22 protein-coding genes and 1 pseudogene are annotated in these 19,231 nt (G+C 42.4%); 16 read left to right on the top strand and 7 right to left on the bottom strand.

The features are described from left to right. The first annotated feature begins 442 nt into the window (after positions 1 to 442). The 13 genes from HT736_RS06965 (at position 443) to HT736_RS06905 (ending at position 11,064) form a co-directional block, all read left to right on the top strand. On the top strand, positions 443 to 1,228 hold the full coding sequence (locus tag HT736_RS06965; RefSeq protein WP_000400065.1) for an enoyl-CoA hydratase: 786 nt from the start codon (positions 443 to 445) through the stop codon (positions 1,226 to 1,228). A 93-nt stretch (positions 1,229 to 1,321) separates the two neighbouring features. Further along, positions 1,322 to 1,756, top strand: coding sequence for a MarR family transcriptional regulator (locus HT736_RS06960; RefSeq protein WP_000386348.1), 435 nt, complete (start codon positions 1,322 to 1,324; stop codon positions 1,754 to 1,756). Next, the gene (locus HT736_RS06955; protein ID WP_000852944.1) at positions 1,756 to 2,730 is read left to right on the top strand and encodes a beta-ketoacyl-ACP synthase III; all 975 of its coding nucleotides are present in this window, start codon (positions 1,756 to 1,758) and stop codon (positions 2,728 to 2,730) included. Before HT736_RS06960 ends, HT736_RS06955 begins: the two co-directional genes overlap by 1 nt. 58 nt (positions 2,731 to 2,788) lie before the next feature. Further along, the gene (locus HT736_RS06950) at positions 2,789 to 3,013 is read left to right on the top strand and encodes an acyl carrier protein (RefSeq protein WP_000257838.1); all 225 of its coding nucleotides are present in this window, start codon (positions 2,789 to 2,791) and stop codon (positions 3,011 to 3,013) included. 188 nt (positions 3,014 to 3,201) lie between these two features. Beyond that, positions 3,202 to 4,176, top strand: coding sequence for an enoyl-[acyl-carrier-protein] reductase FabK (fabK, locus tag HT736_RS06945; RefSeq protein ID WP_023936336.1), 975 nt, complete (start codon positions 3,202 to 3,204; stop codon positions 4,174 to 4,176). Further along, positions 4,169 to 5,089, top strand: a complete 921-nt coding sequence (gene fabD, locus HT736_RS06940) for an ACP S-malonyltransferase (RefSeq protein WP_023933124.1) — start codon at positions 4,169 to 4,171, stop codon at positions 5,087 to 5,089. The genes fabK and fabD overlap by 8 nt, the downstream gene beginning before the upstream one ends. A 33-nt stretch (positions 5,090 to 5,122) precedes the next feature. Further along, positions 5,123 to 5,854 (top strand): 3-oxoacyl-[acyl-carrier-protein] reductase, encoded by a 732-nt coding sequence (gene fabG / locus HT736_RS06935; protein WP_138700082.1) that lies wholly within the window; start codon positions 5,123 to 5,125, stop codon positions 5,852 to 5,854. A 21-nt stretch (positions 5,855 to 5,875) separates the two neighbouring features. Then, positions 5,876 to 7,111 (top strand): beta-ketoacyl-ACP synthase II, encoded by a 1,236-nt coding sequence (gene fabF / locus HT736_RS06930; protein ID WP_000774063.1) that lies wholly within the window; start codon positions 5,876 to 5,878, stop codon positions 7,109 to 7,111. 2 nt (positions 7,112 to 7,113) lie between these two features. After that, positions 7,114 to 7,599 carry an acetyl-CoA carboxylase biotin carboxyl carrier protein gene (accB, locus tag HT736_RS06925; protein ID WP_001052244.1) on the top strand — a complete coding sequence of 162 codons (486 nt, stop codon included), beginning with the start codon at positions 7,114 to 7,116 and terminating at the stop codon, positions 7,597 to 7,599. After that, positions 7,596 to 8,018 carry a 3-hydroxyacyl-ACP dehydratase FabZ gene (gene fabZ / locus HT736_RS06920; protein WP_000565515.1) on the top strand — a complete coding sequence of 141 codons (423 nt, stop codon included), beginning with the start codon at positions 7,596 to 7,598 and terminating at the stop codon, positions 8,016 to 8,018. Before accB ends, fabZ begins: the two co-directional genes overlap by 4 nt. An 11-nt stretch (positions 8,019 to 8,029) precedes the next feature. Next, a complete protein-coding gene (gene accC / locus HT736_RS06915; protein WP_000488684.1) occupies positions 8,030 to 9,397 on the top strand; it encodes an acetyl-CoA carboxylase biotin carboxylase subunit in 1,368 nt (455 codons plus the stop codon). Positions 9,398 to 9,433: 36 nt separating this feature from the next. Then, a complete protein-coding gene (accD, locus tag HT736_RS06910; protein ID WP_001173359.1) occupies positions 9,434 to 10,300 on the top strand; it encodes an acetyl-CoA carboxylase, carboxyltransferase subunit beta in 867 nt (288 codons plus the stop codon). Further along, on the top strand, positions 10,297 to 11,064 hold the full coding sequence (locus HT736_RS06905) for an acetyl-CoA carboxylase carboxyl transferase subunit alpha (protein WP_001017387.1): 768 nt from the start codon (positions 10,297 to 10,299) through the stop codon (positions 11,062 to 11,064). The genes accD and HT736_RS06905 overlap by 4 nt, the downstream gene beginning before the upstream one ends. A gap of 266 nt (positions 11,065 to 11,330) precedes the next feature. Here the strand turns inward: HT736_RS06905 and nusB are convergent, their stop codons facing one another. The 6 genes from nusB to gatC form a co-directional block, all read right to left on the bottom strand. Beyond that, entirely contained in the window at positions 11,331 to 11,756 is a 426-nt protein-coding gene (nusB, locus tag HT736_RS06900; RefSeq protein ID WP_000203641.1) for a transcription antitermination factor NusB, read from the bottom strand. Continuing rightward, positions 11,749 to 12,138 (bottom strand): Asp23/Gls24 family envelope stress response protein, encoded by a 390-nt coding sequence (locus HT736_RS06895; RefSeq protein WP_000510576.1) that lies wholly within the window; start codon positions 12,136 to 12,138, stop codon positions 11,749 to 11,751. Before HT736_RS06895 ends, nusB begins: the two co-directional genes overlap by 8 nt. Positions 12,139 to 12,159: 21 nt before the next feature. Next, a complete protein-coding gene (efp, locus tag HT736_RS06890; RefSeq protein WP_000568643.1) occupies positions 12,160 to 12,720 on the bottom strand; it encodes an elongation factor P in 561 nt (186 codons plus the stop codon). 130 nt (positions 12,721 to 12,850) lie between these two features. After that, entirely contained in the window at positions 12,851 to 14,293 is a 1,443-nt protein-coding gene (gene gatB, locus HT736_RS06885; RefSeq protein ID WP_023936344.1) for an Asp-tRNA(Asn)/Glu-tRNA(Gln) amidotransferase subunit GatB, read from the bottom strand. After that, positions 14,293 to 15,759: an Asp-tRNA(Asn)/Glu-tRNA(Gln) amidotransferase subunit GatA gene (gene gatA, locus HT736_RS06880; protein WP_000143715.1), complete on the bottom strand. Its 1,467-nt coding sequence runs from the start codon at positions 15,757 to 15,759 to the stop codon at positions 14,293 to 14,295. The genes gatB and gatA overlap by 1 nt, the downstream gene beginning before the upstream one ends. Beyond that, positions 15,759 to 16,061, bottom strand: a complete 303-nt coding sequence (gene gatC / locus HT736_RS06875) for an Asp-tRNA(Asn)/Glu-tRNA(Gln) amidotransferase subunit GatC (RefSeq protein ID WP_000705410.1) — start codon at positions 16,059 to 16,061, stop codon at positions 15,759 to 15,761. The genes gatA and gatC overlap by 1 nt, the downstream gene beginning before the upstream one ends. A 212-nt stretch (positions 16,062 to 16,273) precedes the next feature. On the opposite strand from gatC, the gene HT736_RS06870 reads away from it, so the two are divergent. From HT736_RS06870 to HT736_RS12100, 3 genes are all read left to right on the top strand, one after another. Next, positions 16,274 to 17,818, top strand: a complete 1,545-nt coding sequence (locus HT736_RS06870; RefSeq protein WP_001025442.1) for a peptide chain release factor 3 — start codon at positions 16,274 to 16,276, stop codon at positions 17,816 to 17,818. 753 nt (positions 17,819 to 18,571) lie between these two features. Further along, complete coding sequence (locus HT736_RS12105) at positions 18,572 to 18,670, top strand: hypothetical protein (RefSeq protein WP_001810144.1); 99 nt, start codon at positions 18,572 to 18,574, stop codon at positions 18,668 to 18,670. A 150-nt stretch (positions 18,671 to 18,820) separates the two neighbouring features. Beyond that, the gene (locus tag HT736_RS12100; RefSeq protein WP_255209663.1) at positions 18,821 to 19,057 is read left to right on the top strand and encodes a glycosyltransferase; all 237 of its coding nucleotides are present in this window, start codon (positions 18,821 to 18,823) and stop codon (positions 19,055 to 19,057) included. 26 nt (positions 19,058 to 19,083) lie between these two features. On the opposite strand, the pseudogene HT736_RS06855 reads toward HT736_RS12100, so the two are convergent. After that, a pseudogene (locus HT736_RS06855) lies at positions 19,084 to 19,224 on the bottom strand (helix-turn-helix domain-containing protein); the annotation flags it as partial. Between the last annotated feature and the right edge of the window lie 7 nt (positions 19,225 to 19,231).

Genomic DNA, 19,231 nt, shown 5'->3' with positions numbered 1-19,231 from the left:
CCTACACGACGCTATCCCGATCTAACAGCCATATACACCAACTAAACGAGATTAAAGAACAGCGAAATACCTTGGGGCGCAAAGGGTGAGCTGCCCTTTTGTATTTTTCAAGTGATAAAGTCGGGATTATAGCAGAAAGAAAGGCTTTTTTCAATGAAGAAAATAAGATGCTTTATAGGATAAAGCGAGCCTTTCCAATCGGCTGAGACACTTTCAGTCAATTTTTTCTTGCTTTCTGCTCCTGAAAAAGATATACTTTGCAAATAAAATAATTCAATACTCAATGAAAATCAAAGAGCAAACTAGGAAGCTAGCCGTAGTCAGCTCAAAGCACTGCNNAAGTCAGCTCAAAATACTGTTTTGAGGATGCAGATGGAAGCTGACGCGGTTTGAAGAGATTTTCGAAGAGTATAAACTGCTTATAAAATAAAAAGGAGCCCTGATGGAACATATTATTTATCAGCTTGAAGAGGATTTGGCAATTATTACTTTAAACCGTCCTGATGTCGCTAATGGTTTCCATATTCCCATGTGTGAGGAGATCTTAGAAGCCTTGACTCTGGCAGAAGAAAATCCAGCTGTGCATTTTATCTTAATCAATGCCAATGGAAAGGTCTTCTCAGTTGGGGGAGATTTGGTAGAGATGAAGCGGGCAGTGGATGAGGATGATATTCCATCATTGACAAAAATCGCAGAGTTGGTCAATACGATTTCTTATAAAATCAAGCAAATAGCCAAACCTGTTTTAATGGAAGTTGACGGTGCTGTTGCAGGTGCCGCAGCGAATATGGCTGTTGCGGCAGATTTCTGTTTGGCGACGGATAAGGCTAAGTTTATCCAAGCCTTTGTTGGTGTTGGTTTGGCTCCAGATGCAGGGGGAATTCATCTCTTGAGCCGCAGTATCGGTGTGACGCGTGCTGCTCAATTAGCTATGACAGGAGAGGCTTTAACGGCAGAAAAAGCCCTAGAATGGGGGTTGGTTTACCGCGTTTCTGAAGCTGAAAAACTTGAAAAGACGAGAGAACAGCTTCTTAAAAAATTAAGACGTGCTTCAAGTAATTCCTATGCTGCCATTAAGAAGTTGGTTTGGGAGAGCCAGTTTAAAGACTGGCAGGGTTACGCTACTTTAGAACTGAACCTACAGAAATCCTTAGCTCAAACAGAGGATTTCAAAGAAGGAGTGCGAGCTCATTCGGAGAGAAGAAGACCTAAATTTACAGGAAAATAAAAAATACTTGCATCATTCTTTGAATTTTGATATAATTCTTTCTGTCAAATGTTTTGATTGTAAAAGTTTTTTGAAGAAGGAGGGATATGAAAAATGGACTACCAACGAATCAATGAATATTTAACATCTATATTTAACAATGTCCTTGTAATTGAGGAAGTGAACTTGAGAGGTAGTCGTTTTAAGGATATCTCCATCAAAGAAATGCATACGATTGATGTCATCGGTAAGGCTCCAGATGTGACTCCAAGTCAAGTGTCAAAAGAGTTGATGGTAACTCTTGGAACTGTTACGACAAGTTTGAACAATTTAGAGCGTAAGGGCTACATTGAGCGAGTTCGGTCAGAACAGGATCGTCGTGTGGTGCATCTGCATTTGACAAAGAAGGGGCGCTTGATCCATAGACTGCATAAACGCTTCCACAAGGCCATGGTAGAAAAAATTATTGATGGCATGAGCGAGGAAGAAATTGATGTTATGAGCAAAGGTTTGACTAATCTTTACCAATTTTTGGAGGATTTGAAATAATGGCTTTTGCAAAAATAAGCCAGGTTGCTCATTATGTGCCAGAGCAAGTGGTTACAAATCACGACTTGGCTCAGATTATGGATACCAATGATGAGTGGATTTCAAGTCGAACGGGAATACGACAAAGGCATATTTCAAGAACAGAATCTACCAGTGATTTGGCTACGGAAGTTGCTAAGAAACTGATGGCAAAAGCTGGAATAATAGGAGAGGAACTGGATTTTATCATCCTAGCTACCATTACTCCAGATTCGATGATGCCCTCTACAGCTGCTCGTGTTCAAGCTAATATTGGTGCTAATAAAGCCTTTGCTTTTGACTTAACCGCGGCTTGCAGTGGATTTGTATTTGCTCTTTCAACTGCTGAAAAGTTTATCGCTTCTGGTCGCTTTCAAAAAGGCTTGGTGATTGGTAGTGAAACCCTCTCTAAGGCAGTCGATTGGTCGGATCGATCAACAGCTGTGTTGTTTGGAGATGGTGCTGGTGGTGTCTTGTTAGAAGCTAGCGAGCAAGAGAATTTCTTAGCTGAGAGTCTCAATAGCGATGGAAGTCGCAGTGAGTGTTTAACTTATGGGCATTCAGGTTTGCATTCTCCATTTTCAGATCAAGAAAGTGCAGATTCATTTTTGAAGATGGATGGACGCGCAGTCTTTGATTTTGCCATTCGAGATGTAGCCAAGTCTATCAAGCAGACTATTGAAGAATCTCCTATAGAGGCGACAGACTTGGATTATCTGCTATTGCATCAGGCTAATATCCGTATTTTGGATAAGATGGCTAGAAAAATTGGTGTTGACCGAGACAAACTTCCAGCCAATATGATGGAATATGGCAATACCAGTGCAGCCAGTATCCCGATTTTACTTTCAGAGTGTGTAGAACAAGGTCTCATCCCTTTAGATGGTAGCCAGACTGTTCTTCTATCAGGCTTCGGTGGAGGCTTGACCTGGGGCACGCTCATTCTTACAATTTAGGTAATCATGTGGTGAACACATTGTTATAAAAAACTATTTATTTTAAAGGAGTCCTATCATGGCAGTATTTGAAAAAGTACAAGAAATTATCGTTGAAGAACTTGGAAAAGATGCATCAGAAGTAACACTTGAATCAACTTTTGATGATTTGGACGCTGATTCATTGGACTTGTTCCAAGTAATCTCAGAAATCGAAGATGCTTTTGATATCCAAATCGAAGCAGAAGATGACTTGAAAACAGTTGGTGACTTGGTTGCCTACGTTGAAGAGCAAACAAAATAATACTCAATGAAAANNCTTGAGTACGGCAAGGTGACGCTGACGTGGTTTGAATTTGATTTTCGAAGAGTATAAGCAGAATATAGATAGAAGGAGTAGGGAAACCCGCTCCCTCTTGTTTAGGCAATAGTTTGATTGTCAAATTATGACAGTATCGAACTATTACGTAAGCAAGAAACGATGGAGGCACTATGAAAACGCGTATTACAGAATTATTGAACATTGATTATCCTATCTTTCAAGGAGGAATGGCTTGGGTTGCTGATGGTGATTTGGCAGGGGCTGTTTCTAAAGCTGGAGGACTAGGGATTATCGGTGGGGGAAATGCCCCGAAAGAAGTTGTCAAGGCAAATATTGATAAGATCAAATCATTGACGGATAAACCCTTTGGTGTCAACATCATGCTCTTGTCTCCCTTTGTGGAAGATATTGTAGATCTCGTTATCGAGGAAGGTGTTAAGGTAGTGACAACAGGTGCAGGAAATCCTGGTAAATACATGGAACGTTTCCATGAAGCTGGGATAATCGTTATTCCTGTCGTTCCTAGTGTTGCTTTAGCTAAACGCATGGAAAAAATCGGTGCAGACGCTGTTATTGCAGAAGGAATGGAAGCTGGGGGGCATATCGGTAAATTAACAACCATGACCTTGGTGCGACAGGTAGCCACAGCTGTATCTATTCCTGTTATTGCTGCAGGAGGAATTGCGGATGGTGAAGGTGCTGCGGCTGGCTTTATGCTAGGTGCAGAGGCTGTACAGGTGGGGACACGGTTTGTAGTTGCAAAAGAGTCGAATGCCCATCCAAACTACAAGGAGAAAATTTTAAAAGCAAGGGATATTGATACTACGATTTCAGCTCAGCACTTTGGTCATGCTGTTCGTGCTATTAAAAATCAGTTGACTAGAGATTTTGAACTGGCTGAAAAAGATGCCTTTAAGCAGGAAGATCCTGATTTAGAAATCTTTGAACAAATGGGAGCAGGCGCCCTAGCCAAAGCAGTTGTTCACGGTGATGTGGATGGTGGCTCTGTCATGGCAGGTCAAATCGCAGGGCTTGTTTCTAAAGAAGAAACAGCTGAAGAAATCCTAAAAGATTTGTATTACGGAGCAGCTAAGAAAATTCAAGAAGAAGCCTCTCGCTGGGCAGGAGTTGTAAGAAATGACTAAAACAGCCTTTTTATTTGCTGGTCAAGGTGCCCAGTATCTAGGGGTGGGACGGGATCTCTATGATCACTACCCTATTGTCAAAGAAACGATTGATCGAGCGAGTCAGGTGCTCGGTTATGATTTGCGTTATCTCATCGATAGGGAAGAAGACAAACTCAATCAGACCCGCTATACGCAACCAGCCATTCTAGCGACTTCGGTTGCTATCTACCGTTTATTGCAAGAAAAGGGCTATCAGCCTGATATGGTTGCTGGTTTATCTCTTGGAGAATACTCTGCCTTGGTGGCAAGCGGCGCCTTGGATTTTGAAGATGCGGTTGCCTTGGTAGCTAAGCGTGGAGCCTATATGGAAGAAGCGGCTCCTGCTGACTCTGGCAAGATGGTAGCAGTTCTCAATACGCCAGTAGAGGTCATTGAAGAAGCCTGTCAAAAAGCTTCTGAACTCGGAGTGGTTACTCCAGCCAACTATAACACACCTGCACAAATCGTCATTGCTGGAGAAGTGGTTGCAGTTGATCGAGCGGTTGAACTTTTGCAAGAAGCAGGTGCCAAACGCTTGATTCCTCTCAAGGTGTCAGGTCCCTTTCACACCGCTCTCCTTGAACCTGCTAGCCAGAAACTAGCTGAAACTCTAGCTCAGGTAAGTTTTTCAGATTTTACTTGTCCCCTAGTCGGCAATACAGAAGCTGCTGTGATGCAAAAAGAGGACATTGCTCAGCTCTTGACGCGTCAGGTCAAGGAACCCGTTCGTTTCTATGAAAGTATTGGGGTCATGCAAGAAGCAGGCATAAGCAACTTTATCGAGATTGGACCGGGGAAAGTCTTGTCAGGTTTTGTTAAAAAAATTGATCAAACTGCTCACTTAGCTCATGTGGAAGATCAAGCGAGTTTAGTAGCACTTTTAGAAAAATAGACTAAAATAAGTAGAAGTTTTGAAAGGAAAAAAATGAAACTAGAACATAAAAATATCTTTATTACAGGTTCGAGTCGTGGAATTGGTCTTGCCATCGCCCACAAGTTTGCTCAAGCAGGAGCCAACATTGTCTTAAACAGTCGTGGGGCAATCTCAGAAGAATTGCTCGCTGAGTTTTCAAACTATGGTATCAAGGTGGTTCCCATTTCAGGAGATGTATCAGATTTTGCAGACGCTAAGCGTATGATTGATCAAGCTATTGCAGAACTGGGTTCAGTAGATGTTTTGGTCAACAATGCAGGGATTACCCAAGATACTCTTATGCTCAAGATGACAGAAGCAGATTTTGAAAAAGTGCTCAAGGTCAATCTGACTGGTGCCTTTAATATGACACAATCAGTCTTGAAACCGATGATGAAAGTTAGAGAAGGTGCTATCATTAATATGTCTAGTGTTGTTGGTTTGATGGGGAATATTGGTCAAGCTAACTATGCTGCTTCTAAGGCTGGCTTGATTGGCTTTACCAAGTCTGTGGCACGTGAAGTTGCTAGTCGGAATATACGAGTCAATGTGATTGCTCCAGGAATGATTGAGTCTGATATGACAGCTATCTTATCAGATAAGATTAAGGAAGCTACACTAGCTCAGATTCCGATGAAAGAATTTGGGCAGGCAGAGCAGGTTGCAGATTTGACAGTATTTTTAGCAGGCCAAGATTATCTAACTGGTCAAGTGGTTGCCATTGATGGTGGCTTAAGTATGTAGCGAAAGCTAGAGGTGAAAAGAATGAAACTAAATCGAGTAGTGGTAACAGGTTATGGAGTAACATCTCCAATCGGAAATACACCAGAAGAATTTTGGAATAGTTTAGCAACTGGGAAAATCGGCATTGGTGGCATTACAAAATTTGATCATAGTGATTTTGATGTGCATAATGCGGCAGAAATCCAAGATTTTCCGTTCGATAAATACTTTGTAAAAAAAGATACCAACCGTTTTGATAACTATTCTTTATATGCCTTGTATGCAGCCCAAGAGGCTGTAAATCATGCCAATCTTGATGTAGAGGCTCTTAATAGGGATCGTTTTGGTGTTATCGTTGCATCTGGTATTGGTGGAATCAAGGAAATTGAAGATCAGGTACTTCGCCTTCATGAAAAAGGGCCCAAACGTGTCAAACCAATGACTCTTCCAAAAGCTTTACCAAATATGGCTTCTGGGAATGTAGCCATGCGTTTTGGTGCAAACGGTGTTTGTAAATCTATCAATACTGCCTGCTCTTCATCAAATGATGCGATTGGGGATGCCTTCCGCTCTATTAAGTTTGGTTTCCAAGATGTGATGTTGGTGGGAGGAACAGAAGCTTCTATCACACCTTTTGCCATCGCTGGTTTCCAAGCCTTAACAGCTCTCTCTACTACAGAGGATCCAACTCGTGCTTCGATCCCATTTGATAAGGATCGCAATGGGTTTGTTATGGGTGAAGGTTCAGGGATGTTGGTTCTAGAAAGTCTTGAACACGCTGAAAAACGTGGAGCTACTATCCTGGCTGAAGTGGTTGGTTACGGAAATACTTGTGATGCCTACCACATGACTTCTCCACATCCAGAAGGTCAGGGAGCTATCAAGGCCATCAAACTAGCCTTGGAAGAAGCTGAGATTTCTCCAGAGCAAGTAGCCTATGTCAATGCTCACGGAACGTCAACTCCTGCCAATGAAAAAGGAGAAAGTGGTGCTATCGTAGCTGTTCTTGGTAAGGAAGTACCTGTATCATCAACCAAGTCTTTTACAGGACATTTGCTGGGGGCTGCGGGTGCAGTAGAAGCTATCGTCACCATCGAAGCTATGCGTCATAACTTTGTACCAATGACAGCTGGGACAAGTGAAGTATCAGATTATATCGAAGCTAATGTCGTTTATGGACAAGGCTTGGAGAAAGAAATTCCATACGCTATTTCAAATACTTTTGGTTTTGGAGGCCACAATGCAGTTCTTGCTTTCAAACGTTGGGAGAATAGATAAGTATGAATTTAAACGATATTAAAGACTTGATGACTCAATTTGACCAGTCAAGTTTGAGAGAATTTTCTTATAAAAATGGGACGGATGAGTTGCAGTTTAGCAAGAATGAAGCGAGACCTGTGCCTGAAGTTGCAACTCAAGTCGCTCCAGCACCCGTTCTAGCAACACCGAGTCCAGTAGCTCCTACATCTGCTCCAGCAGAGACTGTAGCAGAAGAAGTTCCAGCTCCAGCTGAAGCAAGTGTGGCTACTGAGGGAAATCTTGTAGAGAGTCCACTTGTTGGAGTGGTTTACTTGGCTGCTGGACCAGATAAACCTGCCTTCGTTACAGTTGGTGATAGTGTCAAAAAAGGTCAAACATTGGTCATTATCGAAGCCATGAAAGTCATGAATGAAATCCCAGCTCCTAAGGATGGTGTGGTAACGGAAATTCTCGTTTCTAACGAAGAAATGGTTGAGTTTGGTAAAGGATTGGTACGAATCAAATGATCGATATTCAAGGAATCAAAGAAGCCCTTCCCCACCGTTATCCTATGCTCCTAGTGGATCGTGTCTTGGAAGTGAGCGAGGATACCATCGTTGCCATAAAAAATGTGACCATCAACGAGCCTTTCTTTAACGGTCACTTTCCTCAATACCCAGTTATGCCAGGTGTTCTGATCATGGAAGCCTTGGCGCAAACAGCTGGTGTGTTGGAGTTGTCAAAACCTGAAAATAAAGGAAAACTGGTCTTTTACGCTGGTATGGATAAGGTCAAATTCAAGAAGCAAGTTGTACCAGGCGACCAATTGGTTATGACAGCGACTTTTGTAAAACGTCGTGGCACCATAGCCGTGGTTGAAGCAAAGGCTGAAGTGGATGGCAAGCTTGCAGCTAGTGGTACTCTTACCTTTGCAATTGGGAACTAAGGAGGTTCTCCATGTTTCGAAAAATTTTAATTGCCAATCGTGGTGAAATTGCGGTTCGTATTATCCGTGCGGCGCGTGAATTGGGGATTGCGACCGTAGCAGTCTATTCAACTGCTGATAAGGAAGCCCTTCATACGCTTTTGGCAGATGAAGCGGTTTGTATCGGTCCTGGTAAGGCAACTGAGTCTTATCTCAATATTAATGCGGTTCTATCAGCTGCAGTCTTGACTGAGGCAGAAGCCATTCACCCCGGTTTTGGGTTTCTCAGTGAAAATTCCAAATTTGCAACTATGTGTGAAGAAGTGGGCATCAAATTTATCGGTCCATCTGGTCATGTTATGGATATGATGGGGGACAAAATCAATGCGCGTGCTCAGATGATTAAGGCTGGTGTGCCTGTTATTCCAGGTTCAGGTGGAGAAGTGCATAACTCTGAGGAGGCCTTGATTGTTGCTGAAAAAATTGGCTATCCTGTTATGCTCAAGGCTTCAGCAGGTGGTGGTGGTAAAGGGATTCGTAAGGTTGAAAAACCAGAAGACCTTGTTTCAGCCTTTGAAACTGCCTCTAGTGAAGCCAAGGCCAATTATGGCAATGGTGCCATGTACATAGAACGGGTTATCTATCCAGCTCGTCACATCGAGGTTCAAATTCTAGGAGATGAACACGGAAATGTAATCCACTTGGGGGAACGGGATTGTTCTCTACAACGGAACAACCAAAAGGTTTTGGAAGAAAGTCCTTCGATTGCAATCGGGAAAACGCTGCGTCATGAAATCGGTTCTGCTGCTGTTCGAGCGGCGGAGTCTGTTGGCTATGAAAATGCAGGGACCATTGAGTTTCTTCTTGATGAAGCCAGTGGCAATTTCTATTTCATGGAAATGAATACTCGTGTACAAGTAGAACATCCAGTAACAGAATTTGTTTCAGGTGTGGATATCGTTAAGGAACAGATTCGCATTGCGGCAGGTCAACCTCTGTCTGTTAAGCAAGAAGATATTGTCCTACGCGGTCATGCCATCGAGTGTCGTATCAATGCAGAAAATCCAGCCTTTAACTTTGCTCCAAGTCCAGGTAAGATTACTAATCTCTATCTACCAAGTGGTGGAGTTGGCTTGCGCGTGGATTCAGCAGTTTATCCAGGTTATACCATTCCGCCTTATTATGATAGTATGATTGCCAAAATCATCGTACACGGTGAAAACCGTTTTGATGCCTTGATGAAAATGCAACGTGCCCTCTATGAATTAGAGATTGAAGGGGTGCAGACCAATGCAGATTTCCAGCTTGACCTCATTTCAGATCGCAATGTCATTGCTGGAGATTACGATACTTCCTTCTTAATGGAAACCTTCTTACCCAAATATCAAGAAAAAGAATAAAATGACTTCAAGAGTTTAAACCGAAAAGGGGAATCAATGGCTCTATTTAGTAAAAAAGATAAGTATATTCGAATCAATCCCAATCGTTCGGTTAGGGAAAAACCTCAAGCTAAGCCAGAGGTTCCAGATGAATTATTTTCCCAGTGTCCAGGCTGTAAGCATACCATCTATCAGAAGGATCTGGGAAGTGAGCGTATCTGTCCACATTGTAGCTACACCTTTCGTATTTCTGCCCAAGAACGCTTGGCTTTGACGATTGATATGGGAACCTTCAAGGAATTGTTTACAGGGATTGAAAGCAAGGATCCCTTGCATTTCCCTGGTTATCAAAAGAAACTAGCAACTATGCGTGAAAAAACAGGTCTGGATGAAGCCGTTGTGACAGGAACAGCTCTTATAAAAGGTCAGACTGTGGCTCTTGGGATTATGGATTCCAACTTTATCATGGCTTCTATGGGTACGGTTGTAGGTGAAAAAATCACTCGTTTGTTTGAGTATGCGACTGTCGAAAAATTGCCAGTTGTCCTCTTCACAGCCTCTGGTGGAGCCCGTATGCAGGAAGGAATCATGAGTCTCATGCAGATGGCCAAGATCTCTGCAGCAGTTAAACGGCATTCAAATGCTGGTCTCTTTTACTTGACCATTTTGACAGATCCAACGACAGGTGGTGTGACAGCTTCTTTCGCTATGGAAGGTGATATCATTCTGGCTGAACCACAGAGCTTGGTCGGTTTTGCTGGGCGTCGTGTCATTGAAAATACGGTTCGTGAAAGCTTGCCTGAGGATTTCCAAAAGGCAGAATTCCTATTGGAACATGGCTTTGTGGATGCTATCGTTAAAAGAAGAGACTTGCCAGATACCATTGCTAGCCTAGTCAGATTGCATGGAGGGAGTTCTAGATGAATATTGCAAAAATAGTCAGAGAAGCGCGTGAGCAGAGTCGCTTGACAAGCTTGGACTTTGCGACAGGCATTTTTGATGAATTTATCCAATTACACGGTGACCGTTCTTTTCGTGACGATGGTGCAGTTGTTGGTGGTATCGGCTGGCTTGGAGACCAAGCTGTAACAATGGTTGGTATCCAAAAAGGCAAGAGTTTACAAGATAATCTCAAGCGGAATTTTGGTCAACCGCATCCAGAAGGCTACCGCAAGGCCCTACGGTTGATGAAACAGGCTGAAAAGTTTGGCCGTCCAGTTGTGACCTTTATCAATACAGCAGGTGCCTATCCTGGTGTCGGTGCGGAAGAACGCGGTCAAGGAGAAGCTATCGCTCGCAATCTCATGGAAATGAGTGATCTGAGAGTTCCTATTATCGCTATCATTATCGGTGAAGGTGGTTCAGGTGGGGCTTTGGCTCTAGCAGTCGCAGACCGTGTTTGGATGCTGGAAAATTCTATTTATGCTATTCTCAGTCCAGAAGGCTTTGCTTCCATTCTATGGAAGGATGGCAGTCGTGCCATGGAAGCAGCAGAACTGATGAAAATCACTTCACACGAACTGTTAGAAATGGACGTAGTAGACAAGGTGATTTCTGAAGCAGGACTTTCTAGCAAAGAACTGATTAAGAATGTTAAAAAAGAACTCCAAGCTGAGCTAGCTCTACTTTCACAAAAACCGTTAGAAGCGTTGTTGGAAGAGCGCTATCAACGGTTTAGAAAATACTAATACTCTTCGAAAATCAAATTCAAACCACGTCAGCTTCGCCTTGCCGTATATATGTTACTGACTTCGTCAGTTCTATCCACAACCTCAAAACCGTGTTTTGAGCAGCCTACGGCTAGCTTCCTAGTTTGCTCTTTGATTTTCATTGAGTATAATTCTTTAGAATACGCAAAAACTAGAACTGACTGCCAGTTCTAGTTTTTATGTGGTTCTTACTCTGTGCAGAGGGGAAAGTCAAAAGGTGCCTGGAAGACCAAACACCTTTTTGATTATTCATTTTCTTCAGTTACAAATTGACTAAGCAATCCATTGATAAAACGGGCTGATTTTTGATCTGAAAAATTCTTGGCAAGTTCAATGGCTTCATTGACTGCTACCAGCTGAGGTGTATCAAATGATGTGATTTCAAAGATACCCAAGCGTAGTAAGTTTTTTTCGACCAAAGTCAAACGTTCAACTGTCCAGCCTGACTTGAGGTGCTGGTTGATTTGTTTATCCAACTCTTCTTTTTGAGCTTGGATACCAGAAACCAAGTTTAGAAGAAAGGCTGGGATTTGCACATCTGCATCTTCACGGTCATGTGTGTAGGCAAAGCGACAAGCCGTTTCCATATCTGTACCGAATTCAAGGCTCATAAGAGCTTGAAAAGCGCATTTACGAAGTTCGCGTCTAGATTCTAATAATGGACTAGTCATTGAGGAAGTCCTCGTTAAATAGATCTTTCAACTCAGGTTTTGGTGTTTTATCTGGAACGATTCCTGTAACATGGATATTGACAGCAGAAAGTTCCACATCAGCCATATCATGGACAGCATCTTTGACCGCTTTTTGAATAGCAAGAGCCACTTTTGGTACTTTCACACCGTACTCAAGGTAGAGGTAGATGTCAGCAGTTAGTTCTTCATTGCTTTCTTTTAAGTAGACACCACGACCAAGAGAGAGTTTTGATAGGGTATCAGATACGGATTTATTTGAAAATGAGTGGACACCCTCAACTTTAGCAGTTGCGATGGCAATAATTTTTTCAAGTACACGTGGAGCGATAACGATTTCGCCAAATTGTTCTTCAATTCCCATAGAATGACCTCTTTCTAGAGATTAGGCACGAGAAACGTAAGTTCCTTCTGCAGTGTTGATGATCAATTTTTGTCCAGCTTCGATGAAGTCAGGAACGTTGACAACAAGTCCAGTTTCCATAGTTGCTGGTTTACCAGAACCTGTAACAGTAGCACCTTTGATAGATGGTTGTGTTTCAGCAACTGTCAATTCAACAGTAGTTGGTACAGTTACACCGATTACTTCAGTTCCGTAGAATTGGATTTTCACATCAGAGTTTTCAAGGATGTAAAGCAACTCATTTTCAACATTTACGACTGGTATTTCGTATTGGTCGTAAGTTTCAGTGTTCATGAAGTAGGCAGTTTCATCCATTTTGTACAAGTATTGAGCTGGAACAGTTTCGATAATAGCTTGTTCGAATTTTTCTTCTGGACGGTAGCTTGTATCAAATGTAGAACCAGTACGGACATCACGCAATTTCATACGCATGATTGTGTTCCCTTTACCTGGTTTGTGGTGGCTAGCTTCCAAAACGCGGATCAATTTTCCGTCTGCAGTTTCAAATGTCATACCAGCTTTCAATTTGCTTGCTTCAATCATGTTTTTACCTCTTTAATAAATATTATTACTCTTCATTTTACCATAAAATCTTCTGGAAATAAAGCCAAAATAGTTATTGGGAGATGGTAGGGGAGAAAAAACCAACCTCAAGGCTGGTTTCTTTTACATATTAATCTTCTTTCAACTTCGCCAATTCCTGTGCAAGTAGTTTAAGGGCAACTTGTGGGTTGGCTTGGCCTTTGGTTGCCTTCATAAGGAATCCTGTAAAGGCCTTGTCGGAGTTACGTTTGCCTGACTTGAAGTCGGCAACAGCAGCTTCGTTATCGGCAAAGACTTGGTGGATGATTGGGATCAAGATAGCTGGATCTGAAATTTGAACCATACCTGCTTTTTCCACGTATTCACGCGCGCCACCGCCATTTTTAGCTAGATGGACAAAGACTTTCTTGGCAATCTTAGATGAAATAGTACCGTCTTCGATGATGGCAATCATTTCAACCAAGTTTTCTGGTGTCAATTCGATTTGTTCCAGTGTTTTACCTTCAGCATTCAAGAACTGAGCGACTTCCCCTTGGAGCCAGTTAGAGACTTGTTTGGCATCACCACCTAGGGCAACAGCTTTTTCAAAGAAGTCAGAAGTGACTTTATTAGCAGTCAACTGACTAGCATCGTAGTCTGATAAACCAAGGTCAGATACATAACGCGCACGACGTTCTTTTGGAAACTCTGGTAACTCTGTACGCATTTCTTCGATCCACTCGTCTGAAATTTCAAAGAGGGGTAGGTCTGGTTCTGGGAAGTAGCGGTAGTCTGCAGCACCTTCCTTGACACGCATGAGGATGGTTGCCTTGTTGGCTTCATCGTAACGGCGTGTTTCCTGGCGGATTTGACCACCTGAACGAAGGATTTCGGCTTGACGTTGAACTTCGTATTCAAGACCTTTGCGAACGTTTGAGAAGGAGTTGAGGTTTTTCAACTCAGTTTTGGTACCGAATTTTTCTTGACCATAAGGGCGAAGGGAGATGTTGGCATCCACACGCATAGAACCCTCTTCCATCTTAACGTCAGAAATGCCAGCGTACTGGATAACTTCCTTGAGGGCTGTTAGATAAGCGTAGGCTTCCTCTGGGGAACGCATGTCGGCTTCAGATACAATCTCAATCAAGGGTACCCCTTGGCGGTTGAGGTCAACGTAAGAGTAGCCATCTGTACCGTGGGTGTTTTTACCAGCGTCTTCCTCTAGGTGGGCACGTTCGATACCGATTTTCTTAGTCGTACCGTCTTCTAGCTCGACTTCAATCCAGCCGTTATAACCGATTGGCTCATCAAACTGAGAAATTTGGTAGGCTTTGGGATTATCAGGGTAGAAGTAGTTCTTGCGGTCAAAGTGCATTTTTTTGTGGATGTCCATGTTGAGGGCAAGAGCAGCCTTGATTCCGGCATCGACAACACCTTTGTTGAGAACCGGCAGAACTCCTGGGAAAGACCAGTCAATCACGTTAGTGTTGGCATTTTGATCATTTCCGAAGTGGGCAGAAGTAGGTGAGAAGATTTTTGAATTGGTGTTGAGCTCTACGTGGACTTCAAGTCCGATGACTGTTTCAAAGTTCATTAGTTGTCACCTCCAAAAATCTCGGGTTGTTGTTTGTGGTAGTCTGTTGTTGCTTCAAAAGCAGCAGCAGCTTGGTAAATGGTTTCCTCAGAGTACTTGGGACCAATCAATTGGAGTCCGACAGGTAGACCTTGAGAGAATCCAGCAGGAATCGAAATTCCAGGAAGTCCTGCCAAGTTTACAGGTATGGTCAATAGGTCGGCTAAGTACATGGCAACTGGGTCATGGTTGAGAGAATTCAAGTCATAGGCAACACTTGGAGCAGTTGGACCCAAAATCAAATCATAATCCGCGAAGACTTTTTCGAAATCTTGAATGATAAGTGTACGGACCTGTCCAGCCTTCTTGTAGTAGGCATCGTAGTAACCTGATGAAAGACTGAAAGTACCCAGCATGATACGGCGCTTCACTTCTTCACCAAAACCTTGGCTACGGCTGTTTACATAGATTTCATCAAGATTAGTCGCATCTTCTGCGCGGTAGCCGTAACGGATACCGTCAAAACGTTGCAAGTTTGATGAAGCTTCTGATGAAGCGATGATGTAATAAACGGCAACACCGTATTTAGAGTGAGGAAGGCTGACTTCTTCGACGATAGCACCCAATTTTTCAAAGTGTTTGGCCGCGTTTAAGATTGTTTCCTTAACCTCTGGATCAATTCCTTCGCCTAGGTATTCCTTAGGCAAAGCAATTTTCATGCCCTTGATGTCTTGGCCGATTTTTGAAGTAAAGTCGGCGATGCGGACAGGAGCAGAAGTAGAGTCTTTAGCATCTTCGCTGGCAATAGCGTTGAGCAAGAGGGCATTTTCCTTAACAGTTGGTGCGAAAGGTCCGATTTGGTCTAATGAGCTACCGAAGGCAATGAGACCGAAACGAGAAACTGTTCCGTAGGTTGGTTTGAGACCAACGATCCCGTTGAAGGCAGCAGGTTGGCGGATGGAACCACCCGTATCAGAACCAAGTGACAAGGGGACTTGTCCTGAGGCTACAGCTGCAGCTGAACCACTTGATGAACCACCAGGAACCTTGCTGTGGTCCCAAGCATTTTTAGTTGCTCCGTAGTGAGAAGTCTCACCAGAACCACCCATGGCAAATTCGTCCATGTTAGTTTTTCCTACGACAATCATGCCCTTGGCTTTTGCATTAGCAACCGCAGTTGCATCAAAGATCGGCTCGTAGTTGTAGAGCATTTTTGAGGCAGCGGTTGTGAGAATACCGTCTGTAGAGATGTTATCCTTTACTGCAAGCGGAATTCCTGAAAGGACATTATCAGTGTCAATTCCAGCTTCATCAATGGCTTTAGCTTGAACAAGAGCTTGCTCTTCAGCGATGGTAACAAAAGCGTTGATAGCTGTCTCGCGAGACTTGATATCTTCAAGCGTAGCTTGTGTTAATTCTGTTGCAGAAATTTCCTTAGAGACAAGGAGATTGTGCAAGTCTTCAATGGTTTTATTGTTGAAAGTCATTAGGCATCTCCTCCATCGTCTAGGATAGCTGGTACCTTGATATAGTAGTTGTCTTTTTCAGGTACGTTTTTAAACAAGCGATCACGGTCTGTTCCTTCTTCAGCCACATCAGGGCGGAGTACGGTCTTGCGGTCAGCCATGGTCGTAGTAGGTGCGACACCAGTTGTGTCAACTTCGTCCAGCAATTCAACCATGTCAACAATTTTAGACAAGGTCGTTGCAAAGGCAGCAGTTTCTTCTTCAGAGAATTTTAATTTTGAAAGATTGGCAACGTGTGTTACCTCTTCTTGCGTAATTTTCATCTTACATCCTTTCGTGAAATGATGATTTTTAGTCTGTTCTATTTTACCATATTTTCCTATAAATAAGGGAGGGGGAAGTGAAAAGAAATAGAAATTGAAAAAAATGCTAAAATCCGATATAATGGAGTGTTGAAAGGAATGGTAAAATCCAATGTAAAAATCATTCTTAGCTATTGAAACAAGAAAAATAGAGAATCAAAGAAAGAGAACTTATGAATATTCAAGAAGAAATTAAGAAACGTCGTACCTTTGCCATCATCTCTCACCCAGACGCGGGGAAAACAACCATCACTGAGCAGTTGCTCTACTTTGGGGGCGAGATTCGTGAGGCTGGTACCGTAAAAGGAAAGAAAACAGGGACTTTTGCCAAGTCTGACTGGATGGATATCGAGAAGCAACGTGGGATTTCGGTTACTTCATCTGTGATGCAGTTTGACTACGATGGCAAGCGCGTGAATATCCTTGACACACCAGGGCATGAGGATTTCTCAGAAGATACCTATCGTACCTTGATGGCGGTGGATGCTGCGGTCATGGTCGTGGACTCTGCCAAGGGTATCGAGGCGCAGACAAAGAAATTGTTTGAAGTTGTCAAACACCGTGGTATTCCAGTCTTTACCTTTATGAACAAGCTAGACCGTGACGGTCGTGAGCCACTGGACCTCTTGCAAGAATTGGAAGAAGTCTTGGGTATTGCGAGCTATCCGATGAACTGGCCAATCGGGATGGGGAAAGCTTTTGAAGGGCTCTATGACCTCTATAACCAACGCTTGGAGCTCTATAAGGGGGATGAGCGTTTTGCCAGTTTAGAAGATGGGGACAAGCTTTTTAGCAGCAATCCTTTCTACGAGCAGGTAAAAGATGATATTGAACTTTTAAATGAAGCTGGAAATGAGTTTTCAGAGGAAGCTATCCTTGCTGGAGAATTGACACCTGTCTTCTTCGGTTCGGCTTTGACAAATTTTGGTGTGCAGACCTTCCTTGAGACTTTCCTTAAGTTTGCTCCAGAACCACATGGACACAAGAAAACAGATGGCGAAATTGTGGATCCTTACGACAAGGATTTTTCAGGATTTGTCTTTAAAATCCAAGCCAATATGGACCCTCGTCACCGTGACCGCATTGCCTTTGTCCGTATCGTATCTGGTGAATTTGAGCGCGGTATGAGTGTTAACCTGCCTCGTACTGGTAAGGGGGCTAAACTGTCGAATGTGACTCAGTTTATGGCGGAAAGTCGTGAGAATGTAACCAATGCCGTGGCAGGTGATATCATCGGGGTTTACGATACAGGTACTTATCAGGTTGGTGACACTTTGACAGTTGGAAAAAACAAGTTTGAGTTTGAACCGCTGCCAACCTTTACTCCTGAAATTTTCATGAAAGTATCTGCTAAGAACGTTATGAAACAAAAATCTTTCCACAAGGGAATCGAGCAATTGGTGCAAGAAGGAGCTATTCAGCTTTATAAGAATTACCAAACAGGCGAGTACATGCTGGGAGCTGTTGGTCAACTTCAGTTTGAAGTCTTTAAGCACCGTATGGAAGGCGAGTACAATGCAGAAGTGGTCATGAGCCCAATGGGTAAAAAGACCGTTCGTTGGATTAAACCTGAGGACTTGGATGAACGCATGTCATCAAGCCGCAATATCTTGGCTAAAGACCGTTTCGACCAATCAGTCTTTCTCTTTGAAAATGACTTTGCTCTCCGTTGGTTTGCGGACAAGTATCCAGATGTAGAGTTGGAAGAGAAGATGTGACTCAGTACCAACAATTGGAACTAAAGTTCCTAATTGTTGGACGCTAGTCGCTATTTGGCGAACTAGCTAATTGCCTCACTAACTGAGTTTTACAAATGGAATTGATTTGTAAAACTCAGTGTCGTAGTTCAGTAAATTTATTTGATTGTGTAACAATCTAAGTAACTAACGAGTCTGGGACAAAAGTCTAACCTTAAATATAAAAAGCGAACAAAACAAGTTATCTGACACTCAGAATTCTGTTTTGTTTGCTTTTTTGTCTAATCTATCGATTTTAAAAACTTATAATAAAGAATTCATAAAATCAAAATCTTTTTGTCCCAGACTCTAGGCGCTCCACTAGTAAAGTTTTACGAATAATATCGATTCGTAAAACTTTACGTCGTAACTGGTAGTGAGCGGTCTAGCTAACTGCCTCACTAACTACGTTTGGCAAATAGAATCGATTGGTCAAACTACGTGTCGTAGTATAACAATCGGCTTACCTAAACGCTTCACTAGGAAAAATCCACGAATAATATTGATTCGTGGATTTTTCCGTTGTAGCAGAAAGTAGGTAGCCTAGCTAACTGCCTTACTAACTACGTTTGGCAAATGAAATCGATTTGTAAAACTCCGTGTCGTAATGTAAAAATTGTAAACCGTAATGGGACTTCATCTAAAATCTCCACTGGTATGGTTTTACGAACGAATAGGCGAAAATAATGGTTACGTAGAAACATATGATGGGAATAAAAAGAAATGAGATAAAGAGTGAAAGAAGAGAAAAAAGCGATTGTCTTAGGTGCAGATAATGCTTATATGGATAAAGTTGAAACAACAATAAAATCTCTTTGTGTTCATCTATTATAATCTTAAGTTTTATGTTTTTAATGATGACCTTCCGCGAGAATGGTTCCAATTGATGGAAAAAAGACTAGAGACTTTGAATAGTGAGATTGTGAATGTTTAGATTGACAGTAGTATTCTGAAAGGTTATCGTCTCCCCTTTGAGGGACTTTCATATGCGGCTTTTTTAGGTATTTTATTCCAAAGTATGTAAGCGAGTCTCGTGTACTGTATTTGGATTTAGATATTGTTGTAAGAAAATCGATAGATGAGCTGTGGGATTTGGACTTGACGGATATACCCTTAGCTGCAGTTAGAGATGATTTTTATACACATAATTTTAATTCTGGTGTTCTGTTAATCAACAATGGTATGTGGAGAGCAGAAAATGTCACGCAAGACCTGATTTAAGACACAAATAAAAAATCTTCCAATTCTCTGTTTCCGTGTCTGAAGGTTTCTTTTCCTTTCTGTTGATAGACTAGTAGCAGACGATTGATTTGTCTTTCAGAAAGATTAAGTTCGACACAGGCTTGTTTCTTTGTTTTCTTTCCTTGGGCAATAGCTGTTATAGTCATTTAGTTT

This window comes from Streptococcus sp. 339 (genome assembly GCF_013277285.1).
Taxonomy (GTDB): Bacteria; Bacillota; Bacilli; order Lactobacillales; family Streptococcaceae; genus Streptococcus; species Streptococcus pseudopneumoniae.
This window is presented reverse-complemented; position numbering and strand designations above follow the sequence as displayed.